This is a genomic window from Streptomyces sp. NPDC058671 (assembly GCF_042716475.1).
GTDB lineage: Bacteria > Actinomycetota > Actinomycetes > Streptomycetales > Streptomycetaceae > Streptomyces.
The window spans coordinates 1-20,221 of sequence record NZ_JBHXSA010000013.1 but is presented as its reverse complement, the minus strand read 5'-3'; the positions used below and the strand labels follow the sequence as shown (position 1 = coordinate 20,221).

Annotated in this window: 20 protein-coding genes and 1 riboswitch; of the genes, 12 read left to right on the top strand and 8 right to left on the bottom strand. The window is 71.8% G+C overall.

Annotated elements, in window-relative coordinates:
* Window positions 1-52 precede the first annotated feature (52 nt).
* Window positions 53-166, top strand: a riboswitch (TPP riboswitch).
* From thiO to ACFWV2_RS17805, 6 genes are all read left to right on the top strand, one after another.
* Window positions 164-1,345 (top strand): glycine oxidase ThiO, encoded by a 1,182-nt coding sequence (gene thiO / locus ACFWV2_RS17830; protein WP_384405973.1) that lies wholly within the window; start codon window positions 164-166, stop codon window positions 1,343-1,345. It overlaps the preceding riboswitch by 3 nt.
* On the top strand, window positions 1,342-1,542 hold the full coding sequence (gene thiS / locus ACFWV2_RS17825; RefSeq protein ID WP_360783186.1) for a sulfur carrier protein ThiS: 201 nt from the start codon (window positions 1,342-1,344) through the stop codon (window positions 1,540-1,542). The genes thiO and thiS overlap by 4 nt, the downstream gene beginning before the upstream one ends.
* A 5-nt stretch (window positions 1,543-1,547) precedes the next feature.
* Window positions 1,548-2,342: a thiazole synthase gene (locus tag ACFWV2_RS17820; RefSeq protein ID WP_360783188.1), complete on the top strand. Its 795-nt coding sequence runs from the start codon at window positions 1,548-1,550 to the stop codon at window positions 2,340-2,342.
* Window positions 2,343-2,374: 32 nt separating this feature from the next.
* Entirely contained in the window at window positions 2,375-4,291 is a 1,917-nt protein-coding gene (gene pknB, locus ACFWV2_RS17815) for a Stk1 family PASTA domain-containing Ser/Thr kinase (protein ID WP_384405972.1), read from the top strand.
* 6 nt (window positions 4,292-4,297) lie between these two features.
* Window positions 4,298-5,161 (top strand): deoxyribonuclease IV, encoded by an 864-nt coding sequence (locus ACFWV2_RS17810; protein ID WP_384405971.1) that lies wholly within the window; start codon window positions 4,298-4,300, stop codon window positions 5,159-5,161.
* Window positions 5,162-5,252: 91 nt separating this feature from the next.
* Entirely contained in the window at window positions 5,253-5,756 is a 504-nt protein-coding gene (locus ACFWV2_RS17805; protein ID WP_384405970.1) for a DUF4396 domain-containing protein, read from the top strand.
* Window positions 5,757-5,779: 23 nt separating this feature from the next.
* Here ACFWV2_RS17805 and ACFWV2_RS17800 read toward each other — a convergent pair whose 3' ends face one another.
* Window positions 5,780-6,424 carry a sulfite oxidase-like oxidoreductase gene (locus ACFWV2_RS17800; protein WP_384405969.1) on the bottom strand — a complete coding sequence of 215 codons (645 nt, stop codon included), beginning with the start codon at window positions 6,422-6,424 and terminating at the stop codon, window positions 5,780-5,782.
* Window positions 6,425-6,601: 177 nt separating this feature from the next.
* Here ACFWV2_RS17800 and bfr point away from each other — a divergent pair, with 177 nt between their 5' ends.
* Window positions 6,602-7,078 (top strand): bacterioferritin, encoded by a 477-nt coding sequence (gene bfr / locus ACFWV2_RS17795; protein ID WP_360783200.1) that lies wholly within the window; start codon window positions 6,602-6,604, stop codon window positions 7,076-7,078.
* On the opposite strand, the gene ACFWV2_RS17790 is transcribed toward bfr, so the two are convergent.
* Together ACFWV2_RS17790 and ACFWV2_RS17785 are read right to left on the bottom strand one after the other, a co-directional pair.
* On the bottom strand, window positions 7,075-7,323 hold the full coding sequence (locus ACFWV2_RS17790; RefSeq protein ID WP_360783203.1) for a (2Fe-2S)-binding protein: 249 nt from the start codon (window positions 7,321-7,323) through the stop codon (window positions 7,075-7,077). The genes bfr and ACFWV2_RS17790 overlap by 4 nt on opposite strands.
* A 132-nt stretch (window positions 7,324-7,455) precedes the next feature.
* On the bottom strand, window positions 7,456-8,808 hold the full coding sequence (locus tag ACFWV2_RS17785) for a class II 3-deoxy-7-phosphoheptulonate synthase (RefSeq protein WP_384405968.1): 1,353 nt from the start codon (window positions 8,806-8,808) through the stop codon (window positions 7,456-7,458).
* A 154-nt stretch (window positions 8,809-8,962) separates the two neighbouring features.
* Here ACFWV2_RS17785 and ACFWV2_RS17780 point away from each other — a divergent pair, with 154 nt between their 5' ends.
* The 3 genes from ACFWV2_RS17780 (at window position 8,963) to ACFWV2_RS17770 (ending at window position 13,892) form a co-directional block, all read left to right on the top strand.
* The gene (locus ACFWV2_RS17780) at window positions 8,963-11,752 is read left to right on the top strand and encodes an N-acetylmuramoyl-L-alanine amidase (protein ID WP_384405967.1); all 2,790 of its coding nucleotides are present in this window, start codon (window positions 8,963-8,965) and stop codon (window positions 11,750-11,752) included.
* A gap of 102 nt (window positions 11,753-11,854) precedes the next feature.
* Entirely contained in the window at window positions 11,855-11,911 is a 57-nt protein-coding gene (locus tag ACFWV2_RS17775; protein ID WP_071892416.1) for a trp operon leader peptide, read from the top strand.
* Between the two features lie 100 nt (window positions 11,912-12,011).
* A complete protein-coding gene (locus ACFWV2_RS17770) occupies window positions 12,012-13,892 on the top strand; it encodes an anthranilate synthase family protein (protein ID WP_384405966.1) in 1,881 nt (626 codons plus the stop codon).
* Here the strand turns inward: ACFWV2_RS17770 and ACFWV2_RS17765 are convergent.
* From ACFWV2_RS17765 to ACFWV2_RS17750, 4 genes are all read right to left on the bottom strand, one after another.
* Window positions 13,889-14,887 carry a 2-hydroxyacid dehydrogenase gene (locus ACFWV2_RS17765; protein WP_384405965.1) on the bottom strand — a complete coding sequence of 333 codons (999 nt, stop codon included), beginning with the start codon at window positions 14,885-14,887 and terminating at the stop codon, window positions 13,889-13,891. The two genes, ACFWV2_RS17770 and ACFWV2_RS17765, sit on opposite strands and share 4 nt — an antisense overlap.
* 68 nt (window positions 14,888-14,955) lie before the next feature.
* Entirely contained in the window at window positions 14,956-15,639 is a 684-nt protein-coding gene (locus tag ACFWV2_RS17760) for a response regulator (protein WP_384405964.1), read from the bottom strand.
* Entirely contained in the window at window positions 15,636-16,847 is a 1,212-nt protein-coding gene (gene macS / locus ACFWV2_RS17755) for a MacS family sensor histidine kinase (RefSeq protein ID WP_384405963.1), read from the bottom strand. The genes ACFWV2_RS17760 and macS overlap by 4 nt, the downstream gene beginning before the upstream one ends.
* Window positions 16,848-16,883: 36 nt before the next feature.
* Window positions 16,884-17,615 (bottom strand): lysophospholipid acyltransferase family protein, encoded by a 732-nt coding sequence (locus tag ACFWV2_RS17750; protein WP_384405962.1) that lies wholly within the window; start codon window positions 17,613-17,615, stop codon window positions 16,884-16,886.
* Between the two features lie 187 nt (window positions 17,616-17,802).
* Here ACFWV2_RS17750 and ACFWV2_RS17745 point away from each other — a divergent pair, with 187 nt between their 5' ends.
* Together ACFWV2_RS17745 and ACFWV2_RS17740 are read left to right on the top strand one after the other, a co-directional pair.
* On the top strand, window positions 17,803-18,585 hold the full coding sequence (locus ACFWV2_RS17745; protein ID WP_384405961.1) for an alpha/beta hydrolase: 783 nt from the start codon (window positions 17,803-17,805) through the stop codon (window positions 18,583-18,585).
* Window positions 18,578-19,396: a hypothetical protein gene (locus tag ACFWV2_RS17740; RefSeq protein WP_384405960.1), complete on the top strand. Its 819-nt coding sequence runs from the start codon at window positions 18,578-18,580 to the stop codon at window positions 19,394-19,396. The genes ACFWV2_RS17745 and ACFWV2_RS17740 overlap by 8 nt, the downstream gene beginning before the upstream one ends.
* Window positions 19,397-19,446: 50 nt before the next feature.
* Here ACFWV2_RS17740 and ACFWV2_RS17735 read toward each other — a convergent pair whose 3' ends face one another.
* The gene (locus tag ACFWV2_RS17735) at window positions 19,447-20,190 is read right to left on the bottom strand and encodes an endonuclease/exonuclease/phosphatase family protein (RefSeq protein WP_384405959.1); all 744 of its coding nucleotides are present in this window, start codon (window positions 20,188-20,190) and stop codon (window positions 19,447-19,449) included.
* Between the last annotated feature and the right edge of the window lie 31 nt (window positions 20,191-20,221).

Sequence of the window (20,221 nt, the reverse complement as noted above, 5' to 3'; positions counted from 1 at the left end):
GGCCAGGAGGGGTCTGTGGCCGCCTCGAGGACGGAAGCTAGGCTGGCGGGCGTAAAGCACTCGCGGGAGCCCGGACGCACCGGGCTGAGAGGGAGGCTGAGACGGCCTCCGACCGTACGAACCTGATCCGGGTCATGCCGGCGAAGGGAGGGGCTGGACGCCCATGCGTTCCTCCGATGTCTCCGACATCTCCGACGTCCTCGTGATCGGGGGCGGCATCGTCGGCCTGGTCACGGCCTGGCGGTCCGCCGGGCGCGGACTGCGCACCACGGTCGTCGACCCGGACCCCGGCGGCGGCGCCGCGCGGGTCGCGGCCGGGATGCTCGCCGCCGTCACCGAACTCCACTACGGCGAGGAGACCCTGCTCGGGCTCAACCTCGCCTCCGCCGCGCGCTACCCCGCCTTCGTCGCCGAGCTGGAGGAGTCCACGGGACACGACGTCGGCTACCGCGCCTGCGGCACCCTCGCCGTCGCCCTCGACGCCGACGACCGGGCCCACCTGCGCGAACTGCACGCCCTGCAGACCCGCTGCGGGCTCGCCTCCGAGTGGCTCAGCGGCCGCGAGTGCCGCCGCCTCGAACCGATGCTCGCCCCGGGCGTGCGCGGCGGGCTGCGGGTCGACGGCGACCACCAGGTCGACCCGCGCCGGCTGGCCGCCGCGCTCCTCGTCGCCTGCGAGCGGGCCGGGGTGGTCTTCCACCGCGCCCTCGCGCAGAGCCTGACGGTGGTGCGGGGCCGCGCGCGCGGTGCCGTGCTCGTCGGCGGCCGGGAACTGACGGCCGACCAGGTCGTCCTGGCCGCCGGAAGCCTGAGCGGGCGGCTCGCGGGCGTGCCGGCCGAGGTGCTGCCGCCCGTCCGCCCCGTGAAGGGCCAGGTGCTGCGGCTGCGGGTGCCGGCCGCGTACGCCCCCTTCCTCTCCCGGACCGTCCGGGCCGTGGTGCGGGGCAGCCACGTCTACCTGGTGCCCCGCGCGAACGGCGAGCTCGTCGTCGGCGCCACCAGCGAGGAACTCGGGTGGGACACCACGGTGACGGCGGGCGGGGTGTACGAGCTGCTGCGTGACGCCCACGAGCTCGTCCCCGGGATCACCGAGCTGCCGCTCACCGAGACCGTGGCGGGCCTGCGCCCCGCGTCCCCCGACAACGCGCCGCTGCTCGGCCCCACCGCGCTGCCGGGTCTGCACCTGGCCACCGGGCACTACCGCAACGGGGTCCTGCTCACCCCCGTCACCGGCGACGTCATGGCCCAGGTCCTGACCACCGGCGTCCTCCCCGACGAGGCGCGCCCCTTCACCCCCCGCCGTTTCGCCCCCGCCCCTCCCGTACGCCAGGAGCAGCCCGCATGAACGTGTCCGTGAACGGAGAACCGCGCGAGCTCTCCGGCCCCCTCACCCTCGACGCCCTCGTCGCCACCCTGACCACGGCCCGCTCCGGGGTCGCCGCCGCCCTCAACGAGACGGTCGTGCCGCGGGGGCAGTGGCCGTCGACGCTCCTCGGCGAAGGCGACCGGGTCGAGGTCCTCACCGCGGTACAGGGAGGCTGAACGCGATGTCCGACGACACCTTCGTCCTCGGCGGTACGGAGTTCTCCTCGCGCCTGATCATGGGCACCGGCGGGGCGCCCAGCCTCGACGTCCTGGAGCGCTCGCTGACCGCCAGCGGTACGGAACTGACGACGGTCGCCATGCGGCGCCTGGACCCCACCGTGCAGGGCTCGGTCCTCTCCGTCCTGGAGCGGCTCGGCATCCGCGTCCTGCCCAACACGGCGGGCTGCTTCACGGCCGGCGAGGCGGTCCTGACCGCACGGCTCGCGCGGGAGGCGCTCGGCACCGACTGGATCAAGCTGGAGGTCGTCGCCGACGAGCGGACCCTGCTGCCGGACGGGGAGGAACTCCTCGCCGCGGCCGAGACCCTCGTGGACGACGGCTTCACCGTCCTCCCTTACACCAACGACGACCCGGTCCTCGCGCGGAAGCTGGAGGACGTGGGCTGCGCGGCGATCATGCCGCTCGGCTCCCCCATCGGCTCCGGGCTCGGCATCCGCAACCCGCACAACTTCCAGCTGATCACGGAGCGGGCGGGGGTGCCGGTGATCCTCGACGCGGGCGCGGGCACGGCGTCCGACGCGACGCTCGCGATGGAGCTGGGGTGCGCGGCCGTGATGCTGGCGTCGGCGGTGACCCGGGCGCAGGAGCCGGTCCTGATGGCGGCGGCGATGCGGCACGCGGTCGAGGCGGGCCGGCTGGCGTGGCGGGCGGGCCGCATCCCCCGCCGTCACTTCGCGGAGGCGTCCTCCCCCTCCGCCGGCCGCCCCCGCCTGGACCCGGAACGCCCGGCCTTCTGACCCTCCGCCCCACGGCTCGTAGACTCGTCGCCGTGGACACGACCCTTCAGGACCCCCTCGTCGGGCGGATGCTCGACGGCCGCTACCGCGTCGACGCGCGCATCGCCGTCGGCGGGATGGCCACGGTCTACCGGGCCGTGGACACCCGCCTCGACCGCGTCCTCGCGCTCAAGGTGATGCATCCCGCCCTCGCGACCGACGCCGCCTTCGTCGAGCGCTTCATCCGTGAGGCGAAGTCCGTCGCCCGCCTCGCCCACCCCAACGTGGTCGGGGTCTTCGACCAGGGCGCCGAGGGCGCGTACGTCTACCTGGCGATGGAGTACGTCGACGGCTGCACCCTCCGTGACGTCCTGCGCGAGCGCGGCGCCCTGGCGCCCCGCGCCGCCCTGGACATCCTGGAGCCGATGCTCGCCGCGCTGGGCGCCGCGCACCGGGCCGGGTTCGTGCACCGGGACATGAAGCCGGAGAACGTCCTGATAGGGGACGACGGCCGGGTCAAGGTCGCCGACTTCGGTCTCGTACGGACCGTGGGCTCGGCGACCGCCACCACCGGGTCGGTCCTCGGCACCGTCTCGTACCTCGCGCCGGAGCAGATCGAGCACGGCACCGCCGACACCCGCGCCGACGTGTACGCCTGCGGTGTCGTCCTGTACGAGATGCTGACCGGCGGCAGGCCCCATGGCGGCGACACCCCCGCCCAGGTGCTCTACCAGCACCTCCACACCGACGTGCCCGCCCCCTCGGCCACCGTCCCCGGCCTCGCCCTCGAACTCGACGAGCTGGTCACGGCGGCCACCGCCCGTCACCCCGATGTCCGCCCGCACGACGCCGTCGCCCTGCTCGCCCTCCTCCGGGAGGCCCGCGCCGCGCTCGGCGAGGAGCAGCTGGACGCCGTGCCCCCGCAGGCCCGGCCCGGGGCCCGGGACACGGCCGAGGACCGGACCAGTGTGATCGCCCGGCCCGTACCGGCCGCCGGGGCGCAGGACCCCCAGCCGGTGCTGCACACGAACCGGCTGCCCGCGCCGGAGCCCCCCGCTCCCGCGGCGGCGGCCCGCCGCCGGCCCCCGCGCGGCCCCCTTCTGATCGTCCTCGGTGTCCTGCTCGCCCTCGGACTCGGCGCCGGCGTCTGGTACATCAATTCCGGCCAGTTCACCCGGGTCCCCGCCGTCCTCGGCCAGACCGAGGCGGTCGCGACGCAGCGGATCACCGACGCCGGTCTGGAGGTCGGCACGACGAAGCGCGCGTTCAGCGACGTGTACGAGCGCGGCACCGTCATGGCCGTCGACCCGGCTCCGGGCGAGCGCCTCCGGGGCAACGGCACCGTCACCCTGACCCTGTCCCGGGGCCCGGAGATCGTGAAGGTGCCCAACCTCAGGAACAAACCGCTCGCCGAGGCCAGGCGCATGCTGGAGAAGGAGGGCCTGGCACCCGGGGTGACGACCACCGCGTTCAGCGACTCCGTCGCCCGGGGCTCCGTGATCAGCTCCGACCCCGAGCCCGGCACCGAGCGCGCGCCGGACTCGGCCGTCGCCCTGGTGGTCAGCAGGGGCGCACCGATCGACGTACCCGATGTCACCGGCGAGACCGTCGGCGACGCCACGGCCCTCCTCCGGGAGGCCGGGCTCACCGTGCGGGTCGCCCCGGAGCGGGTCCACTCCCCCGAGGACGCCGGAGCCGTCGCCGCGCAGTCCCTCGCCGAGGGCAGCCGTGCCGCCGAGGGCGACGCCGTCACCCTCACCGTCTCCAAGGGCCCCAAGCTCGTCGAGGTCCCGGACGTCACCGGCGAGACCGCCGACGACGCCCGCGCGGCCCTGGAGGACGCGGGCTTCCAGGTGGAGGTCGAGAAGTCCTTCCCCTACCTCGGCGACACGGTCGCGGACCAGTCCGTGGAGGGCGGCGCGACCGCGCCCGAGGGCTCCACCGTCAGCATCACGATCAAGGGACTGTAGAGACTCATGCGCAACCCCGTCGGCGGACACGTCCCGGTGGCCGGTGGCCTCGCCACGACCGGCCTGGGCTACGCCCGCGAACTCGGCGCCGAGGCCGTGCAGGTCTTCGTCGCCAACCCGCGCGGCTGGGCCACCCCGGCCGGCAACCCCGCCCAGGACGAACGGTTCCGCGCCGAGTGCGCCGCCGAGTCGGTCTCGGCCTGGGTCCACGCCCCTTATCTGATCAACTTCGGCTCCCACACCGAGGCCACCGCCGACAGATCGGTGGAGTCGCTGCGGCACTCGCTGCGGCGCGGCCGGGAGATCGGCGCGAAGGGGGTGGTGGTGCACACCGGCTCGGCGACCGGGGGCCGCCCGCGCGCGGAGGCGCTCGCCCAGGTGCGGGAGCGGATGCTGCCGCTCCTCGACGAGCTGACGCACGACGACGATCCGGATCTGCTCCTGGAGTCGACGGCGGGCCAGGGTTTCTCGCTCTGCTCGCGGGCGGAGGACTTCGGACCGTACTTCGACGCGCTCGACCGTCATCCGAAGCTGGGGATCTGCCTGGACACCTGCCACATCTTCGCCGCCGGCCACGATCTGACCGGTCCGCACGGCGCGACACAGACCCTCGACGAGCTGGTGGAGACCGTGGGCGAGGGGCGGTTGAAGCTGATCCACGCCAATGACTCCCAGGACGTGGTCGGCGCCCGCAAGGACCGGCACGCGAACATCGGCGTGGGTCACATCGGCGAGGACGGCTTCCGGAACCTCCTCAGGCACCCGGCGACGGACGGGGTGCCGCTGATCATCGAGACGCCGGGCGGCAGGGAGGGGCATCTCGCGGACGTGGAGCTGCTGAAGAAGCTCAGGGGCGTCGTCCAGGGCTGAGAGCACGCGGGGAAACGCGTTGAGGAATACCCCGTGGGGGTATACGGTTCCTGTAACGGCAGGAACCGCTACCCGAGGTTGGGGGCACCCGATGCAGCACGACGCGCACACGCACCACGACCACACCGCTCACTCCGGCCACGCGGGCCACTCCGGCAAGGTCTCCTGGTCCACGGCCGCCAGAGCAACGCTGCACTGCCTCACCGGCTGTGCCATCGGCGAGGTGCTCGGCATCGTCATCGGCACCGCGCTCGGCTGGGGCAACATGCAGACGATGATCCTCGCCATCGCCCTGGCCTTCTTCTTCGGCTACGCGCTCACCCTGCGCGGCGTCCTGACCGCCGGCGTCGACTTCAGGACCGCGCTCAGGGTCGCCCTCGCCGCCGACACCCTCTCCATCACGGTCATGGAGATCATCGACAACGGCGTCCTCGCCCTCTGGCCCGGAGCCATGGACGCGCACCTCTCGGAGCCGTTCTTCTGGATCGTGCTCGCCATCGCGCTCGCCGCCGCGTTCGTGATCACCACGCCGGTCAACAAGTGGATGATCGGCCGCGGCAAGGGCCACGCGGTGGCCCACCGGTACCACCACTGACCCCACGGACGGCCCCGAGCGGGCTACAGCTCCGGGCCGTCTCCCGGTTCCTCCTGGTACGAGTACCGCTGCTCGGTCCAGGGGTCGCCGAGGTTGTGATACCCCCGCTCCTCCCAGAAGCCCCGCCGGTCGGCGGCCATGTACTCCACACCCCGGACCCACTTCGGGCCCTTCCAGGCGTACAGGTGGGGGACGACGAGGCGCAGCGGGAAACCGTGCTCGGCGGTGAGCAGCTCGCCGTCCATGTGGGTGGCGAAGATCGTACGGTCCGCGGCGAAGTCGGCGAGCCGCATGTTGGCGCTGTAGCCGTACTCGGCCCAGACCATCACATGGGTCACCTGGGGCGCCGGCGGAGCGAGGTCGAGGACCGTGCGGGCCGGGACGCCACCCCATTCGGCCCCGAGCATGCTGAACTTCGTGACGCAGTGCAGATCGGCCACGACCGTGGAGAACGGGAGGGCCGAGAACTCCTCGTGGTTCCAGCACCGCTTGTCGCCGTCGGCCGTCGCCCCGAAGACGCGGAACTCCCAGCGGTCCGGCTTGAACTTGGGGACGGGCCCGTAGTGGGTGACCGGCCAGCCGCGCTGGAGCCGCTGGCCCGGCGGAAGGTCCGGCGAACGATCCGGCTGCCCCGCTTCCCGGTGTACTCCGCTCTCCGGCTGACCCATGTCATCCATGGTGACAGACGGCGAGGGGTGGTCATGACCAGGAGACGACGGACATCAGCGGATTCGGGCATCTCGGACTAAGCCTGCACTTACTGGACGCCCCCCATTCGGGGTGCGAGGATGCGGCCATCCTGCCCAGTGATGGCGTAGACACGTAACGTGGAAGGAGCCTCTGCGATGCAGGGCGACCCCGAGGTCCTCGAGTTCCTCAACGAGCAGCTGACCGGCGAGCTGACGGCCATCAACCAGTACTGGTTGCACTATCGCATCCAGGACAACAAGGGGTGGACGAAGCTCGCCAAGTACACCCGCGAAGAGTCCATCGACGAGATGAAGCACGCGGACAAGCTGACCGAGCGCATCCTGATGCTCGACGGCCTGCCCAACTACCAGCGGCTCTTCCATGTGCGGGTCGGCCAGACGATCACCGAGATGTTCCAGGCGGACCGCCAGGTCGAGGTCGAGGCGATCGACCGCCTGCGGCGCGGTATCGAGGTCATGCGCGCCAAGGGCGACGTCACCTCGGCGAACCTCTTCGAGGAGATCCTTGCCGACGAGGAGCACCACATCGACTACCTGGACACGCAGCTGGAGCTGATCGAGTCCCTGGGCGAGGCGCTCTACATCTCGACGCTCATCGAGCAGCCGAGCTAAGCGGCCTCTTCGAGCTCCGCGACGGGCTCCGCGAGCTCCGTCGCGAGCGCGGGAATCCCCTGGTCCAGGAGCTCACGCCGGGGGCAGTTGCCGCGCCCGAGAATGGCCTGGATGCGACGGACACACGAACCGCAGTCCGTGCCGGCCTTGCACGCCGAGGCGATCTGGCGCGGTGTGCAGGCACCCGCGTCCGCATGCTGCTTGACCTGCTTCTCCGTGACACCGAAGCATGAGCAGACGTACAACGCGGTTCACCTCCCGCCGTGATCGATTAGGCTAACCTAACCTTACCTGGCGGCACGGGACCGCAAAAGTCCCCGATACGACGATGGGGCGCGGATCACATGGATCCGCGCCCCGTCGTCGTAGGTATCTCCTTACTGATCGCGGTACATCTCCGCCACCAGGAACGCCAGGTCGAGGGACTGGCTGCGGTTGAGGCGCGGGTCGCAGGCCGTCTCGTAGCGCTGGTGCAGGTCGCCGACGAAGATCTCGTGGCCGCCGCCCACGCACTCGGTGACGTCGTCACCGGTGAGCTCGACATGGATGCCGCCCGGGTGGGTGCCGAGGCTCTTGTGGACCTCGAAGAAGCCCTTGACCTCGTCGAGCACGTCGTCGAAACGGCGCGTCTTGTGGCCGGAGGCGGCCTCGAAGGTGTTGCCGTGCATCGGGTCGGTGACCCAGGCGACGACCGCGCCGGAGGCGGTGACCTTCTCGACCAGCTCGGGGAGCTTGTCGCGGACCTTGTCGGCGCCCATGCGGACGATGAAGGTCAGCCGGCCGGGCTCGCGGTCGGGGTCGAGCCGGTCGATGTACGTCAGCGCCTCGTCCACCGAGGTGGTCGGGCCCAGCTTGATGCCGATCGGGTTCGCGATCCGGGAGGCGAACTCGATGTGGGCGTGGTCGAGCTGGCGGGTGCGCTCGCCGACCCAGACCATGTGTCCGGACGTGTCGTAGAGCTTGCCGGTGCGCGAGTCGGTACGGGTGAGGGCGCCCTCGTAGTCGAGCAGCAGCGCCTCGTGGGAGGCGTAGAACTCGACGGCCTTGAACTCGGCCGGGTCGGTGCCGCAGGCCTTCATGAAGTTCAGGGCGTTGTCGATCTCGCGGGCGAGCGCCTCGTAGCGCTGGCCCGAGGGGGACGACTTCACGAAGTCCTGGTTCCAGGCGTGCACCTGGCGCAGGTCGGCGTAGCCACCGGTGGTGAAGGCGCGGACCAGGTTGAGCGTGGACGCGGACGCGTTGTACATCCGCTTCAGGCGCTCGGGGTCCGGGACGCGGGACTTCTCGTCGAAGGCGAAGCCGTTGACCGAGTCACCCCGGTACGTGGGCAGGGTGACGCCGTCCCGGGTCTCGGTCCCCTTGGAGCGGGGCTTCGAGTACTGGCCGGCGATGCGGCCGACCTTCACCACGGGCACGGAGGCCGCGTAGGTGAGGACGGCGCTCATCTGGAGCAGCGTCTTGAGCTTGGCCCTGATGTGGTCGGCGGACACACCGTCGAAGGCCTCGGCGCAGTCGCCGCCCTGGAGCAGGAACGCCTCGCCACGGGCGACGGCTCCCATCCGGGCGCGCAGCTGGTCGCACTCGCCGGCGAAGACGAGCGGAGGATACGACTCGAGGTCCGCGATCACATCGCGCAGAGCCTCGGCATCGGGGTACTCGGGCTGCTGCGCCGCGGGCAGGTCTCGCCAGGTCGCCTTGGCGACGGCGTGGGAATCAGCGTTCACGGTCACACGCACAACATTACGGGGTTCTTCGTCCGGTCCTGTCCCCCTGCCCAGTGACTGAGACGGGCGCCCGAAATGTCCACTGACGATCTTCATTCCATCGAGTGGTGTTACCCTCTGGCCCGTTTCACAAGTACACAGTCGAATCACAGGGGTGGGCGTGACCCAGAGGCACCGCAGGGACCGCAAGAAGAAACGAATCCTCTACGGGGTGGCGGCAGCGGTCGTGGCCACGGCCACGATCGGCACCATAGCGGTCGCGTCTCCCGGCCTCCTCGGCGCGGCGGGCACCGACAAGGCTGCCGGGGACCCTTCCCTCCAGTCGCAGTTCGCAAACGCGGCGCGTGAGTTCGACGTGCCGCAGAGCGTGCTGATGGCCGTGTCGTACCGGCAGACGCGGTGGGAGTCGCACGACGGGCTGCCGAGCACGACCGGCGCGTACAACGTCATGGGTCTGACGGACGTCGACCCGGACGATGTCGAGCAGCACGACGACAGGGAGCGCCTCGCGCACCTCAACGCGAGCGGCAAGGCCGAGATCGAGAAGACCTTCGACGCGGAGAAGGCGCTGAAGGCCCTGCCCGAGGAGACCGTCGACACCGACGACCCCCGGCTGCACACCCTGGACCAGGCGGCCGAGCTGATCGACAGCTCCGGCGACGCCGTCAAGAACGACACCGCCGCGTCGATCCGCGCCGGTGCCGCGCTGCTCGCCGAGTACCAGCGGCAGGCCGGCGGCGAACTGTCCGACGACCCGGGCGACTGGTACCCGGCCGTCGCGCGGTACAGCCAGTCGCCCGACAGGAAGGGCGCCGACCTCTTCGCGAAGCGCGTCTTCGAGTCGATCAGGACGGGCGAGCACGGTCTCACCACGGACGGCGAAACGGTCGCGCTCCCCGCCGACCCCGCGGTCGAGCCGGTCAAGCCGTCGAACGTCCCGCTGGCCGCTTCCTTCGCGGGCACCACCGCACTCCCGACGCCCGAGTGCCCGACCGGTCTGCTCTGCGACTACCGCCCGGCCGAGGTGCCGAGCACCGGGCAGCGGAACTACACCCTCGCTGATCGCCCCAACAGCGACGTGGGCATCCGCCAGATCGTCATCCACGACACCGAGGGCAGCTACGAAGGCACGATCGCGACCTTCCAGAGCGCGACGGCCAAGGGCAGCGCCCACTACCTGATCCGCGCCCAGGACGGTCTGGTCACCCAGATGGTCGAGAACAAGAACATCGCCTGGCACGCGGGTAACTGGACCCTCAACATGCACGCCATCGGCGTGGAGCACGAGGGTTACGCGATCAAGGCCGGCCAGTGGTACACCGAGCCGCAGTACGAGTCCTCGGCCGCCCTGGTGAAGTTCCTGGCGGGGAAGTACGGCATCCCGATCGACCGGGAGCACATCATCGGCCACGACGAGGTGCCGGGGCACGTCGACGCCAAGGTCGCGGGCATGCACTGGGATGCCGGCCCCTTCTGGGACTGGAACCACTACATGTCCCTGATGGGCGCCCCGACGGGCGCCGGCGGCGCCGGCGGCCCGCTCGGCGTCGGCCAGCTGGTCCGCGTCGTCCCGCCGTTCACCTCGGCGAACCAGCCCAAGATCACTTACGGCGGCAACACCGTCACCGCCCAGCCGGCCAACTTCGGCTACCTGTACACCACGGCGTCGACCGCGACGCCGATCAAGGACGCGTACATACCCAACGTCCTGTGGAGCGACGGCCCCAACTGGGGCAACAAGGTCCGCGCGGGCGGCACCTACGTGGTCACCGGCGTGCAGAACGACTGGACCCAGATCTGGTACGGCGGCCAGAAGGCCTGGTTCCACAACCCCGGCGGCCAGTACACCGCGCCCGTCACGGGCACCTCGCAGAAGGTGCTGAAGGCCAAGGCCGGAGTGACCCCGCGGATCTACGGCCGTGCCTTCCCCGAGGCCTCGGCGTACCCCGGCACCGGCGGTGTCACCGCACCGACGGACAACCCCAACCACCTGTCGAAGTACGCCTTCGGCAGCGGCGGCGCGTATGTGAAGGCCGGCCCGGCGGTCAAGGGTGACGACTACTTCGGTTCCGCCCAGACCAACGTCGTGGGCACCGACATGTACATCCCCATCCGCTACAACCACCGCATGGCGTGGGTGAAGGCGACGGACGTCGTGGAGGAGGCTCCCGCCGCCCCCGTCACCGCCACCAACCGCTACAACCTCCTCGCCCGTGACGCCTCCGGTGTCCTCTGGCAGTACCAGGGCACGGGCGACGCCTCCGCGCCGTTCCTGAACCGGTACCGGGTCGGGGGCGGATGGGGCGGCTACAACGCCATCACCCCGATGACCGCGCTCCGTGCCGACGGCACCGGTGACGCCGTGGCCCGTGACGGTTCCGGTGTGCTCTGGTACCACCAGGGCAGCGGCAACCCGTCGGCGCCGTTCAAGACCCGTCTGCGGACCGGTGGCGGCTGGGGGATCTACGACCGGATCATCGCCGTCCGCGACGTGACCAACGACGGCAGGCCCGACCTGATCGCCCGCGAGAAGTCGGGTGTCCTGTGGCTGTACAAGGGCACCGGCGTCCCGGCCACCCCGTTCGCGACCCGCAGCAGGGTCGGCGGCGGCTGGCAGACGTACAACGCGATCATCAGCACCGGCGACCTGTCCGGTGACGGCAAGGCGGACCTCATCGCCCGCGACGCCTCCGGGGTGCTCTGGTCGTACACCGGTACCGGCAGCGTCACCACGCCGTTCGCGGCCCGTGTCAGGGTCGGCGGCGGCTGGGGTGCGTACAACAGCATCGTGGGTCCGAGCGACCTGTCCCGTGACGGCAAGGTCGACCTCGTCGCCCGCGACAGCGCCGGAACGCTCTGGTCCTACAAGGGCCTGGGCAGCGCGACCGTGCCGTTCGCGGCGCGCGTCAACGTCGGCCCGGGCTGGCAGATCTACAACCTGATCTTCTGATCGGGTAGCCGAGAGACAGCCCACGGCCCGAGGGGCCCGGCTCGTACCGTCCACGGTGCGGACCGGGCCCCTTTCCGGGTCCCGGTGGGTTACAGTGCTCGCATGTTCGCGCCTCAGATCCAGAACTGGTGGTGGACCGCTCATCCGGCGGCCCACTGACTGCGCGTACATCCACGCTTGCACAGGCCGCCCGAGGGGCGGCCTTTCTCGTGCCCGGGCCGTTCCTCTCCGCACTCCGCCGGAAGGAACCACGGACCCCATGGACCTCTTCTCCCGTCTCCTCGACGAGTCCGCCCCGCCCTTCGCCCTGCTGCGCCGCCGCACTCCCGGCCACGACCACGACACCGTCGAGGTGCTGATCGGCCGCATCCACGAGGCCGAGCGCCTCGCGGAGCTGCCCGTGGGCCCGCTGCCGACGCTCGCCCTCGTGCCCTTCCGGCAGATCCGGGAGCGCGGCTTCGACGTCCGCGACGACGGCACCCCGCTCTCCGTGCTCGTCGCCGACGAGGTGTACGAGCTGCCGCTCGCCGAGGCCGTCGAGCGGCTTCCCGCGCACGACGTGACCGTCGAGGACGGCGGCTTCGACGTCTCCGACGAGGAGTACGCCGGCATCGTGCGACGGGTCATCGACGAGGAGATCGGCTCGGGCGAGGGCGCGAACTTCGTCGTCCGACGGACGTACAGGGGAGAGATCCCGGGGTTCGGGCGCGCCGACGCCCTCGCCCTGTTCCGCCGGCTGCTCACGGGCGAGCGGGGCGCGTACTGGACCTTCGTCGTCCACACCGGAGACCGGACGCTCGTCGGAGCCAGCCCCGAGGTGCACGTACGGATGTCGGGCGGGACGGTCGTGATGAACCCGATCAGCGGCACGTACCGCTACCCGGCCGGCGCCGCCCCGACCGCCGAGGACCTCCTCGCCTTCCTCGCCGACCGCAAGGAGACCGAGGAGCTGTCGATGGTGGTCGACGAGGAACTCAAGATGATGTGCACGGTCGGTGACATGGGCGGGGTGGTGATCGGGCCGCGGCTCAAGGAGATGGCCCATCTCGCGCACACCGAGTACGAGTTGCGGGGCCGCTCCAGCCTGGACGTGCGGGAGGTGCTGCGGGAGACGATGTTCGCGGCGACCGTGACCGGCTCGCCCGTGCAGAACGCCTGCCGCGTGATCGAGCGTCACGAGGTCGGCGGGCGGGGCTACTACGCGGGGGCGCTCGCCCTGCTCGGCACCGACGCGAACGGCACGCAGACGCTGGACTCCCCGATCCTGATCCGTACCGCCGACATCGACGCCGACGGGCGGCTGCGGGTGCCGGTCGGCGCGACCCTGGTACGGCACTCCGACCCGGCGGGCGAGGTGGCCGAGACCCACGCCAAGGCGGCCGGGGTGCTCACCGCGCTCGGGGTGCGCGAGGGCAGGCCGACGACGGGCGCGGCGGATCCGGCGGTCCCGGCCCGCCTCGCCGACGACCCCCGGGTGCGGGCCGCCCTGGACGCCCGGCGGGCCGACCTCGCGCCGTTCTGGCTGAAGATGCAGGTCCGCTCGGCCGAACTGGCGGGTCACGCCCTGGTCGTCGACGCCGAGGACACCTTCACGGCGATGCTGGCGCACGTCCTGCGCTCCTCGGGCCTCGACGTGTCGGTGCTGCGGTACGACGAGCCGGGCCTGCGGGAGCTGGCCCTCGCCCACGAGGGGCCGGTGGTCCTGGGCCCCGGTCCCGGGAACCCCTCGGACGCGGCCGACCCGAAGATGCGCTTCCTGCGCTCCCTGACGGCCGAGCTGGTGCGGGACCACCGGTACGGACTGCTCGGCGTCTGCCTCGGGCACGAGCTGATCGCCGCCGAGCTGGGCCTGGAGATCGTCCGCAAGCGGACCCCGTTCCAGGGGGCCCAGCTGTCGATCGACCTTTTCGGGCAGGAGCGGACGGTCGGCTTCTACAACAGCTTCACCGCCCGCTGCGACGACCGGACGGCGACGGAACTGGCGCTGCACCGCGTCGAGGTGAGCCGGGACGCGGAGACCGGCGAGGTCCACGCCCTGCGCGGGCCGGGCTTCGCGGGGGTCCAGTTCCACCCCGAGTCGGTCCTCACGACGGACGGCGCCGCCCTGACGGCCTCGCTGCTCGCGGGCGTACTGGTCTAGGGGATCCTCGGGACCAGGACGTTCTCGCTGCGCCGGCCCGCGGTGTGGTCGAGGACGTTCTGGACCGTGGTGTCGATGATCTGGCCGACCGCGTCCGCCGTGTAGTACGCCTGGTGGGAGGTGACCACCACGTTCGGGAAGGTGACGAGCCGGGCCAGGGTGTCGTCCTCGACGACCTCCAGGGACTTGTCGAGGAAGAAGAGCCCGGCCTCCGCCTCGTACACGTCGAGGCCGACACCGGCGAAGCGGCCGGCCCGGAGTTCGGCGACCAGCGCGTCGGTGTCGACGAGGCCGCCCCGGCTGGAGTTCACCAGGATGACGTCGTCCTTCATCGTCCTGAGGGCCCGCGCGTCGACGAGGTGCCGGGTCGACGGGAGCAGCGGCACGTGCAGGCTGATCAGGTCGGCCTCGGCGAAGAGCCGTTCCTTCTCGACGTACGTCATGCCGAGGGCGACGCAGGCGGGGTTCTGGGCGACGTCCCAGCCGAGCAGGTTCATGCCGAAGCCGTGGGCGATCCGGGTGAAGGCCTCCCCGATCTTGCCGGTGCCGAGGACGCCGACGGTACGGCCGCGCAGGTCACGGCCCATCAGTCCGTCGAGGCGGAAGTCGAAGTCGCGGGTCCGGTTGGAGGCGCGGACGATCCGGCGGTTCACGGCGGTCGCGAGGGTCCAGGCGAACTCGGCGACGGAGTACGGCGAGTAGTACGAGACCCGGGCGACGGTGAGGCCGAGCCGCTCGGCCACCTCCAGGTCGATGTTGTTGAAGCCCGTGGAGCGCTGGGCGATCATCTGGGTCCCGCCGGCGGCGAGGGTCTGCAGGACCCGGTGGTCCAGGACCGCGTTGACGCTGGTGGAGACGATCTCGTAGCCGGCCGCGATGGGCGCGGTGTCCTCGGTGAGGAAGACGTTCACACAGCGGACGTCGTGGTGTCCCGCGAACGCCTTCTCGATCAGGGGCTTCTCGTCCGCCTGCACGCCGAATGCCAGGATTTCCACGAAAGTCCCCTTGATGCGGTGATGGGCCGTATATCCGCGAATATACGGCCCATGTCGCTTGGGGCCTCTCAGACGTCGTCGAGGCCCCGCTCGATGGCGTACCGGACGAGCTCCACCCGGTTGTGCAGCTGGAGCTTGCCGAGGGTGTTCTGGACGTGGTTCTGCACCGTGCGGTGCGAGATCACCAGGCGCTCCGCGATCTGCTTGTAGCTGAGGCCCTTGGCGACGAGCCGCAGGACCTCGGTCTCGCGCTCGGTCAGCTGCGGGGCCTTCGGCTCGTGGGCGCCGGCCGCCGGGGCGGGCTCGGAGGCGAGCCGGCGGTACTCGCCGAGGACCAGACCGGCGAGACCGGGGGTGAAGACCGGGTCGCCGACCGCCGTCCGCCGCACGGCGTCGATCAGCTCCTCCGTACTGGCCGACTTGAGGAGGTAGCCGGTGGCGCCGGACTTGACCGCCTCCAGGACGTCGGCGTGCTCACCGCTCGCGGAGAGCACCAGGACCCGCAGCCCGGGCCGGGCACCGACGAGTTCCTTGCACACCTGGGCGCCCGGCTTCACCGGCAGGTTCAGGTCCAGGACGAGGACGTCCGGGGTGACGGCGTGGGCGCGGCGCACCGCCTGCTCGCCGTCTCCGGCGGTGGCGACCACGTCGAGGCCCGCCTCGGCCAGGTCGCGGGCGACCGCGTCCCGCCACATCGGATGGTCGTCGACGACCATCACCCTGATCGGCCGCTCGGCCCGCTGCTCGCTCATCTTCCTCGTCCTGCCTTCCCCCGTGGGACCTTCAACTCGACTTCCGTGCCCTGCCCGGGAACCGAGATCAGCTCGGCCGTGCCGCCGAGCTCCCGCAGTCTCCCCCGGATGGAGAGGGCGACGCCCATCCGGCCCTCGCCCTCCGCCTGCGCGAGGCGGCCCTCCGGGATACCGGGGCCGTCGTCCCGCACCGTGACGATCACCTCGTCCGGCCAGTCCTCGACGAGGATCCAGGCCCGTGCGTCCTCCCCCGCGTGCACCCGCACATTGTCCAGGGCGGCGCCGACGGCGGCGACCAGTTCGCGGGCGGCGGGCGGCGGCAGCAGGACCGGGGCGCCCGGATCGGAGAGCGTGACCCGGGCCCCGGCCCGCGGGGCGAGCAGGAGGCGCAGGTCGACGGGCGATCCGTCGTCGGCGTCGTCCACGTCGACGACCCGGACCACCGCGCCCTCCGACTCGTCCTCGGAGACCAGGCTGGGCCGGGTCAGACCACCGGCGACGAGGGTACGGAGGGCCACCTCCTGCTCCCCCGCCATCCGGCCGAGCTCCGCGGCCTCGCCGCCGATCGCCGTGCCGCGCCGCTGCACCATCGCGAGGATCTGGAGGACACTGTCGTGGATGTCCCGGGCGAGCCGCTCGCGCTCCCGGGTCGCGGCCTCGATCTCCAGGGCGCGGGCGAGGGTGCGCTCGGAGGCGCGGGCGACCTCGACGACGTATCCGATGGCGATGGAGGCCACCCAGACGAGCAGGACGTTGTGGAGGGTGTCCCGGCTGGGGTGTCCCCGCTCCACGATGTTGGCGACGGCGACAAGGGAGGAGGCGAGGCCGGCCCAGCGCCAGCCGCCCTTGATCGCGTACGCGAGGACGGAGCCGGCGGTCCATATCGACGGCAGGGTGGGGCCGTCGACCGTCTGGGCGTGGGCGTCGGCGAGCGGGGTGAGGAGGACGCCGACGAGGGCGACGGTGAGGTCGGCGCCCAGGAAGCGGTTGGTGCAGCTGGCCGCGTTCGCCACCTTGGGCAGCGTCGCGACGGTCCAGACGCACATCACCGCGAGATAGGCGACGCCGATCCAGGGCCGCTCGTAGGCCTCCCGGCCGACGGCGAAGATCAGGACCGCGTAGACCATGGTCAGGACGCGGTAGCCGGTCAGCGCGCGCCACAGCGGCTGCTCGACGGACATGCGGACGACACGCTCGCGCTCGGTCATCTCCCCCACCCCCCGGACGTCCCCCCGTGGGAACGCCTACGCGCCGGACTCTTCCCGGGCCGCGATCTCGGCCTTGACGGCCTCCTTGGCGGCCTTCTCGGCGTCCGCGATCTGCCGCTTGGCGGCGGTCGCGTAGATGTCAACGTACTCCTGGCCGGACAGCTTCATGATCTCGTACATGACCTCGTCGGTCACCGAGCGCAGGATGAAGCGGTCCCCCTCCATGCCCTGGTAGCGGGCGAAGTCCAGCGGCTTGCCGATCCGGATCCCCGGCCGCATCAGCTTGGGGACGACCTTGCCGGGCGGCTGGATCTTCTCCGTGTCGATCATGGCGACCGGAATGACGGGGGCGCCGGTGGCCAGGGCCACCCGGGCGAGACCGCCGGGCTTGCCCCGGTAGAGGCGCCCGTCGGGCGAGCGGGTGCCCTCGGGGTAGATCCCGAAGAGGCCGCCCTTCTCGATGACCTGGATGCCGGCCCTGATGGCCGCCTCACCCGCGCCCCGGGCACCCGAACGGTCCACCGGCAGCTGGCCGACGCCCTTGAAGAACGCGGCGGTGAGCTTGCCCTTCACACCCGGCGAGGTGAAGTACTCCGCCTTGGCGATGAAGGTGACCTTGCGGTCGAGGACGGCGGGCAGGAAGAAGGAGTCGGAGAACGACAGGTGGTTGCTCGCCAGGATCGCGGGCCCCTCGGCGGGAATGTTCTCCAGACCCTCCACCCAGGGCCGGAAGGCAAGCTTGAGGGACCCTCCGAGGGAGAACTTCATTGCGCCGTAGATCAACTCGCCATGCCTTCCGTGTGCCGTGGCGACGACTTTATCCCGTACCGGGGTACGGCCCCCGCTACGGCCCTGGTCGGTGTCGGTCCGGTCGCGTACCGTGAAGGTCCTTCCCCATTTTCCGTCGCTCCGGCGCACCCGAGGACGCCGAAGCGCAACCGAACAGGAGACCCCGGTGCCGGTCCTTCCCGGAGCCGAGCCGTACCGCCACGAGGGCGGAGAGGTCGGCGTCCTTCTCTGTCACGGATTCACCGGTTCCCCGCAGTCACTGCGCCCGTGGGCCGAGTACCTCGCCGAGCGCGGGCTCACGGTGTCGCTGCCCCTGCTGCCCGGCCACGGCACCCGCTGGCACGACATGCAGCTCACCACCTGGCACGACTGGTACGCGGAGGTGGACCGGGCGCTGAGCGAGCTCGTGGGGCGGTGCGGGACCGTCTTCGTCTTCGGCCTCTCCATGGGCGGGGCGCTGGCGCTGCGGCTGGCCGCCCGGCACGGGGACGCCGTGAAGGGCGTCGTCCTGGTCAACCCGGGCAACAAGGTGCACGGGGTGGCGGCGCACGCGCTGCCGATCGTGCGGCACCTGGTCCCCTCGACGAACGGGATCGCCAGCGACATCGCCAAGGAGGGCGTGACCGAGATCGGGTACGACCGGGTGCCGCTGCACGCCGCGTACTCGCTGCGGCAGTTCTTCCGGACCGTGGACGGGGAGCTTCCGCAGGTCACGCAGCCGGTGCTGCTGCTGCACAGCCCCCAGGACCATGTCGTGCCCCCGGCCGACTCGGCCCGGATCCTCGCCCGGATCTCCTCGACGGACGTCCGGGAGGTCCTGCTGGAACAGAGCTACCACGTGGCGACGTTGGACCATGACGCGGAGCAGATCTTCGACGAGAGCCTGGCCTTCGTCGAGCGTCTCGCCCCGGGTCTGGTCGGCGGAGAGGGGAGCAGGAGCGGTGGCTGAGCAGCAGGACGGCGGCGAGCGGGAGCCGCAGCCCATCGACGAGGCGGCGGCCTGGGCCGCGATCGTCGCCGGGTACGGCGAGGAGCCCGTGGACCCACCGGGGGCGAAGCCGTTCCGGACCGTCGAGACCCTTTCGCTGCCGGAGCCGGAGGACGAGGGGACGCGCGCCTCCGACGAGCCCGGCCCGAGCGGCTCGAAGGCCTCTACGGAGGAATCCGGGAGCGGGGCGACCGGGAGCGGCACGACCGGACCGGGTGACTCCGGGCCCGGGAAGTCCCCTGCCGCGAAGTCCCCCGTCGAGAAGTCCCTGACCGAGAAGTTCAGGATCGAGGCGTCCCGGCCGGCGGAGGACACGAGGCCTTCGGACACGAAGCCCTCGGACGGGAGCCCGGAGGGGGCGAAGCCCGGGGACGCGGAGCCGGAGAGCGGTGGGCCGGAGGACGGGTCCGCGCGGCCGGCGCTCGGCAGTTCCGTCGTGTTCGCGCCCGGGGTCCGGCCCGCCGGCCCCCGGGACTACTCCCCCGCCGAGCCGGACGACGGGCCCGGCGGCTCCGACGAGGGCCACTTCGTCCCGCCGGAGCCGCCCCCGCTGCCCGACGCGGACGCCACGACCAGGTTCGCCTGGCTCGCCGTGATCGGCGGCCCGGTGCTGATGCTGCTGGCCGTCCTGCTGCGCTGGGACATGACCTGGTGGCTGACCACGCTGTGCGTCGGCGGCTTCCTGGGCGGCTTCGCCACCCTGGTGGGACGCATGAAGCACGACGACGATGACGACGGCTTCGACGACCCGGGCCGGGGCGCGGTCGTCTGAGCCGCTCGTCCCCGCGACGTACGACGCGGGGACGTCACGACGCGGGGACGCTACGACGCGGGGACGCGGACCGCCGCCAGCACCGGAAGGTGATCGGTGGCGGCCCGCAGGTCCGCCGGGTCGAGGTCGTCGGGCACCCCGCACCCGAGGAACTCCACGCCCGGGGTGGCCAGGATCGCGTCGATCCGCTGATGCGGGTCGGCGGGGGTCGAGGTGTTCTCGCCGCCCCAGGGGCTGACCTCCCAGCCGTCCCGCAGCTCCTTCGTGAGGCGGCGGAAGGCGGGGCCTTCGGGCCGTTCGTTGAGGTCCCCCGCGACCAGCGCGTACGGGGTCCCCAGGGCCGCGACCCGGTCCAGGACCATCCCGGCCTGGGCGTACCGCTCCTCCTCCCGCAGGCTCAGGTGGCAGCTGACCAGACCGACGCGGGCCCGGCCGAAGCGGACGACGGCGGTGGCGAGACCGCGCCGGTGGAGACCGGGGGTGAGCGGCAGCAGCACGTCCTCGGTGCGTTCCACCGTGGCCCGCAGGGAGCACAGCAGCAGGGGCCCGGCCGCGGTGGCTCCGCCGCTGAGGACGACGAGGCCGCTCTTGGCGGCGAGCCGGGCGGCGTGCTTGCGCCAGCGGAAGAAGCGCGGGGCCTCCTGGACGAGGACGAGGTCCGGGGCGCACGCCCGGATCACCCGGGCGAGGGCGTCCTCGTCGTCGCGCATCGAGCGGATGTTGTAGCCGAGGACCCGCAGGACGGCCGAACCGTCCGCTTCGGTCCGGGAGTTGGGCAGCTCACTGATCGCCATGCCCCGTAACGTACGACAGCCGCCCGTCGCG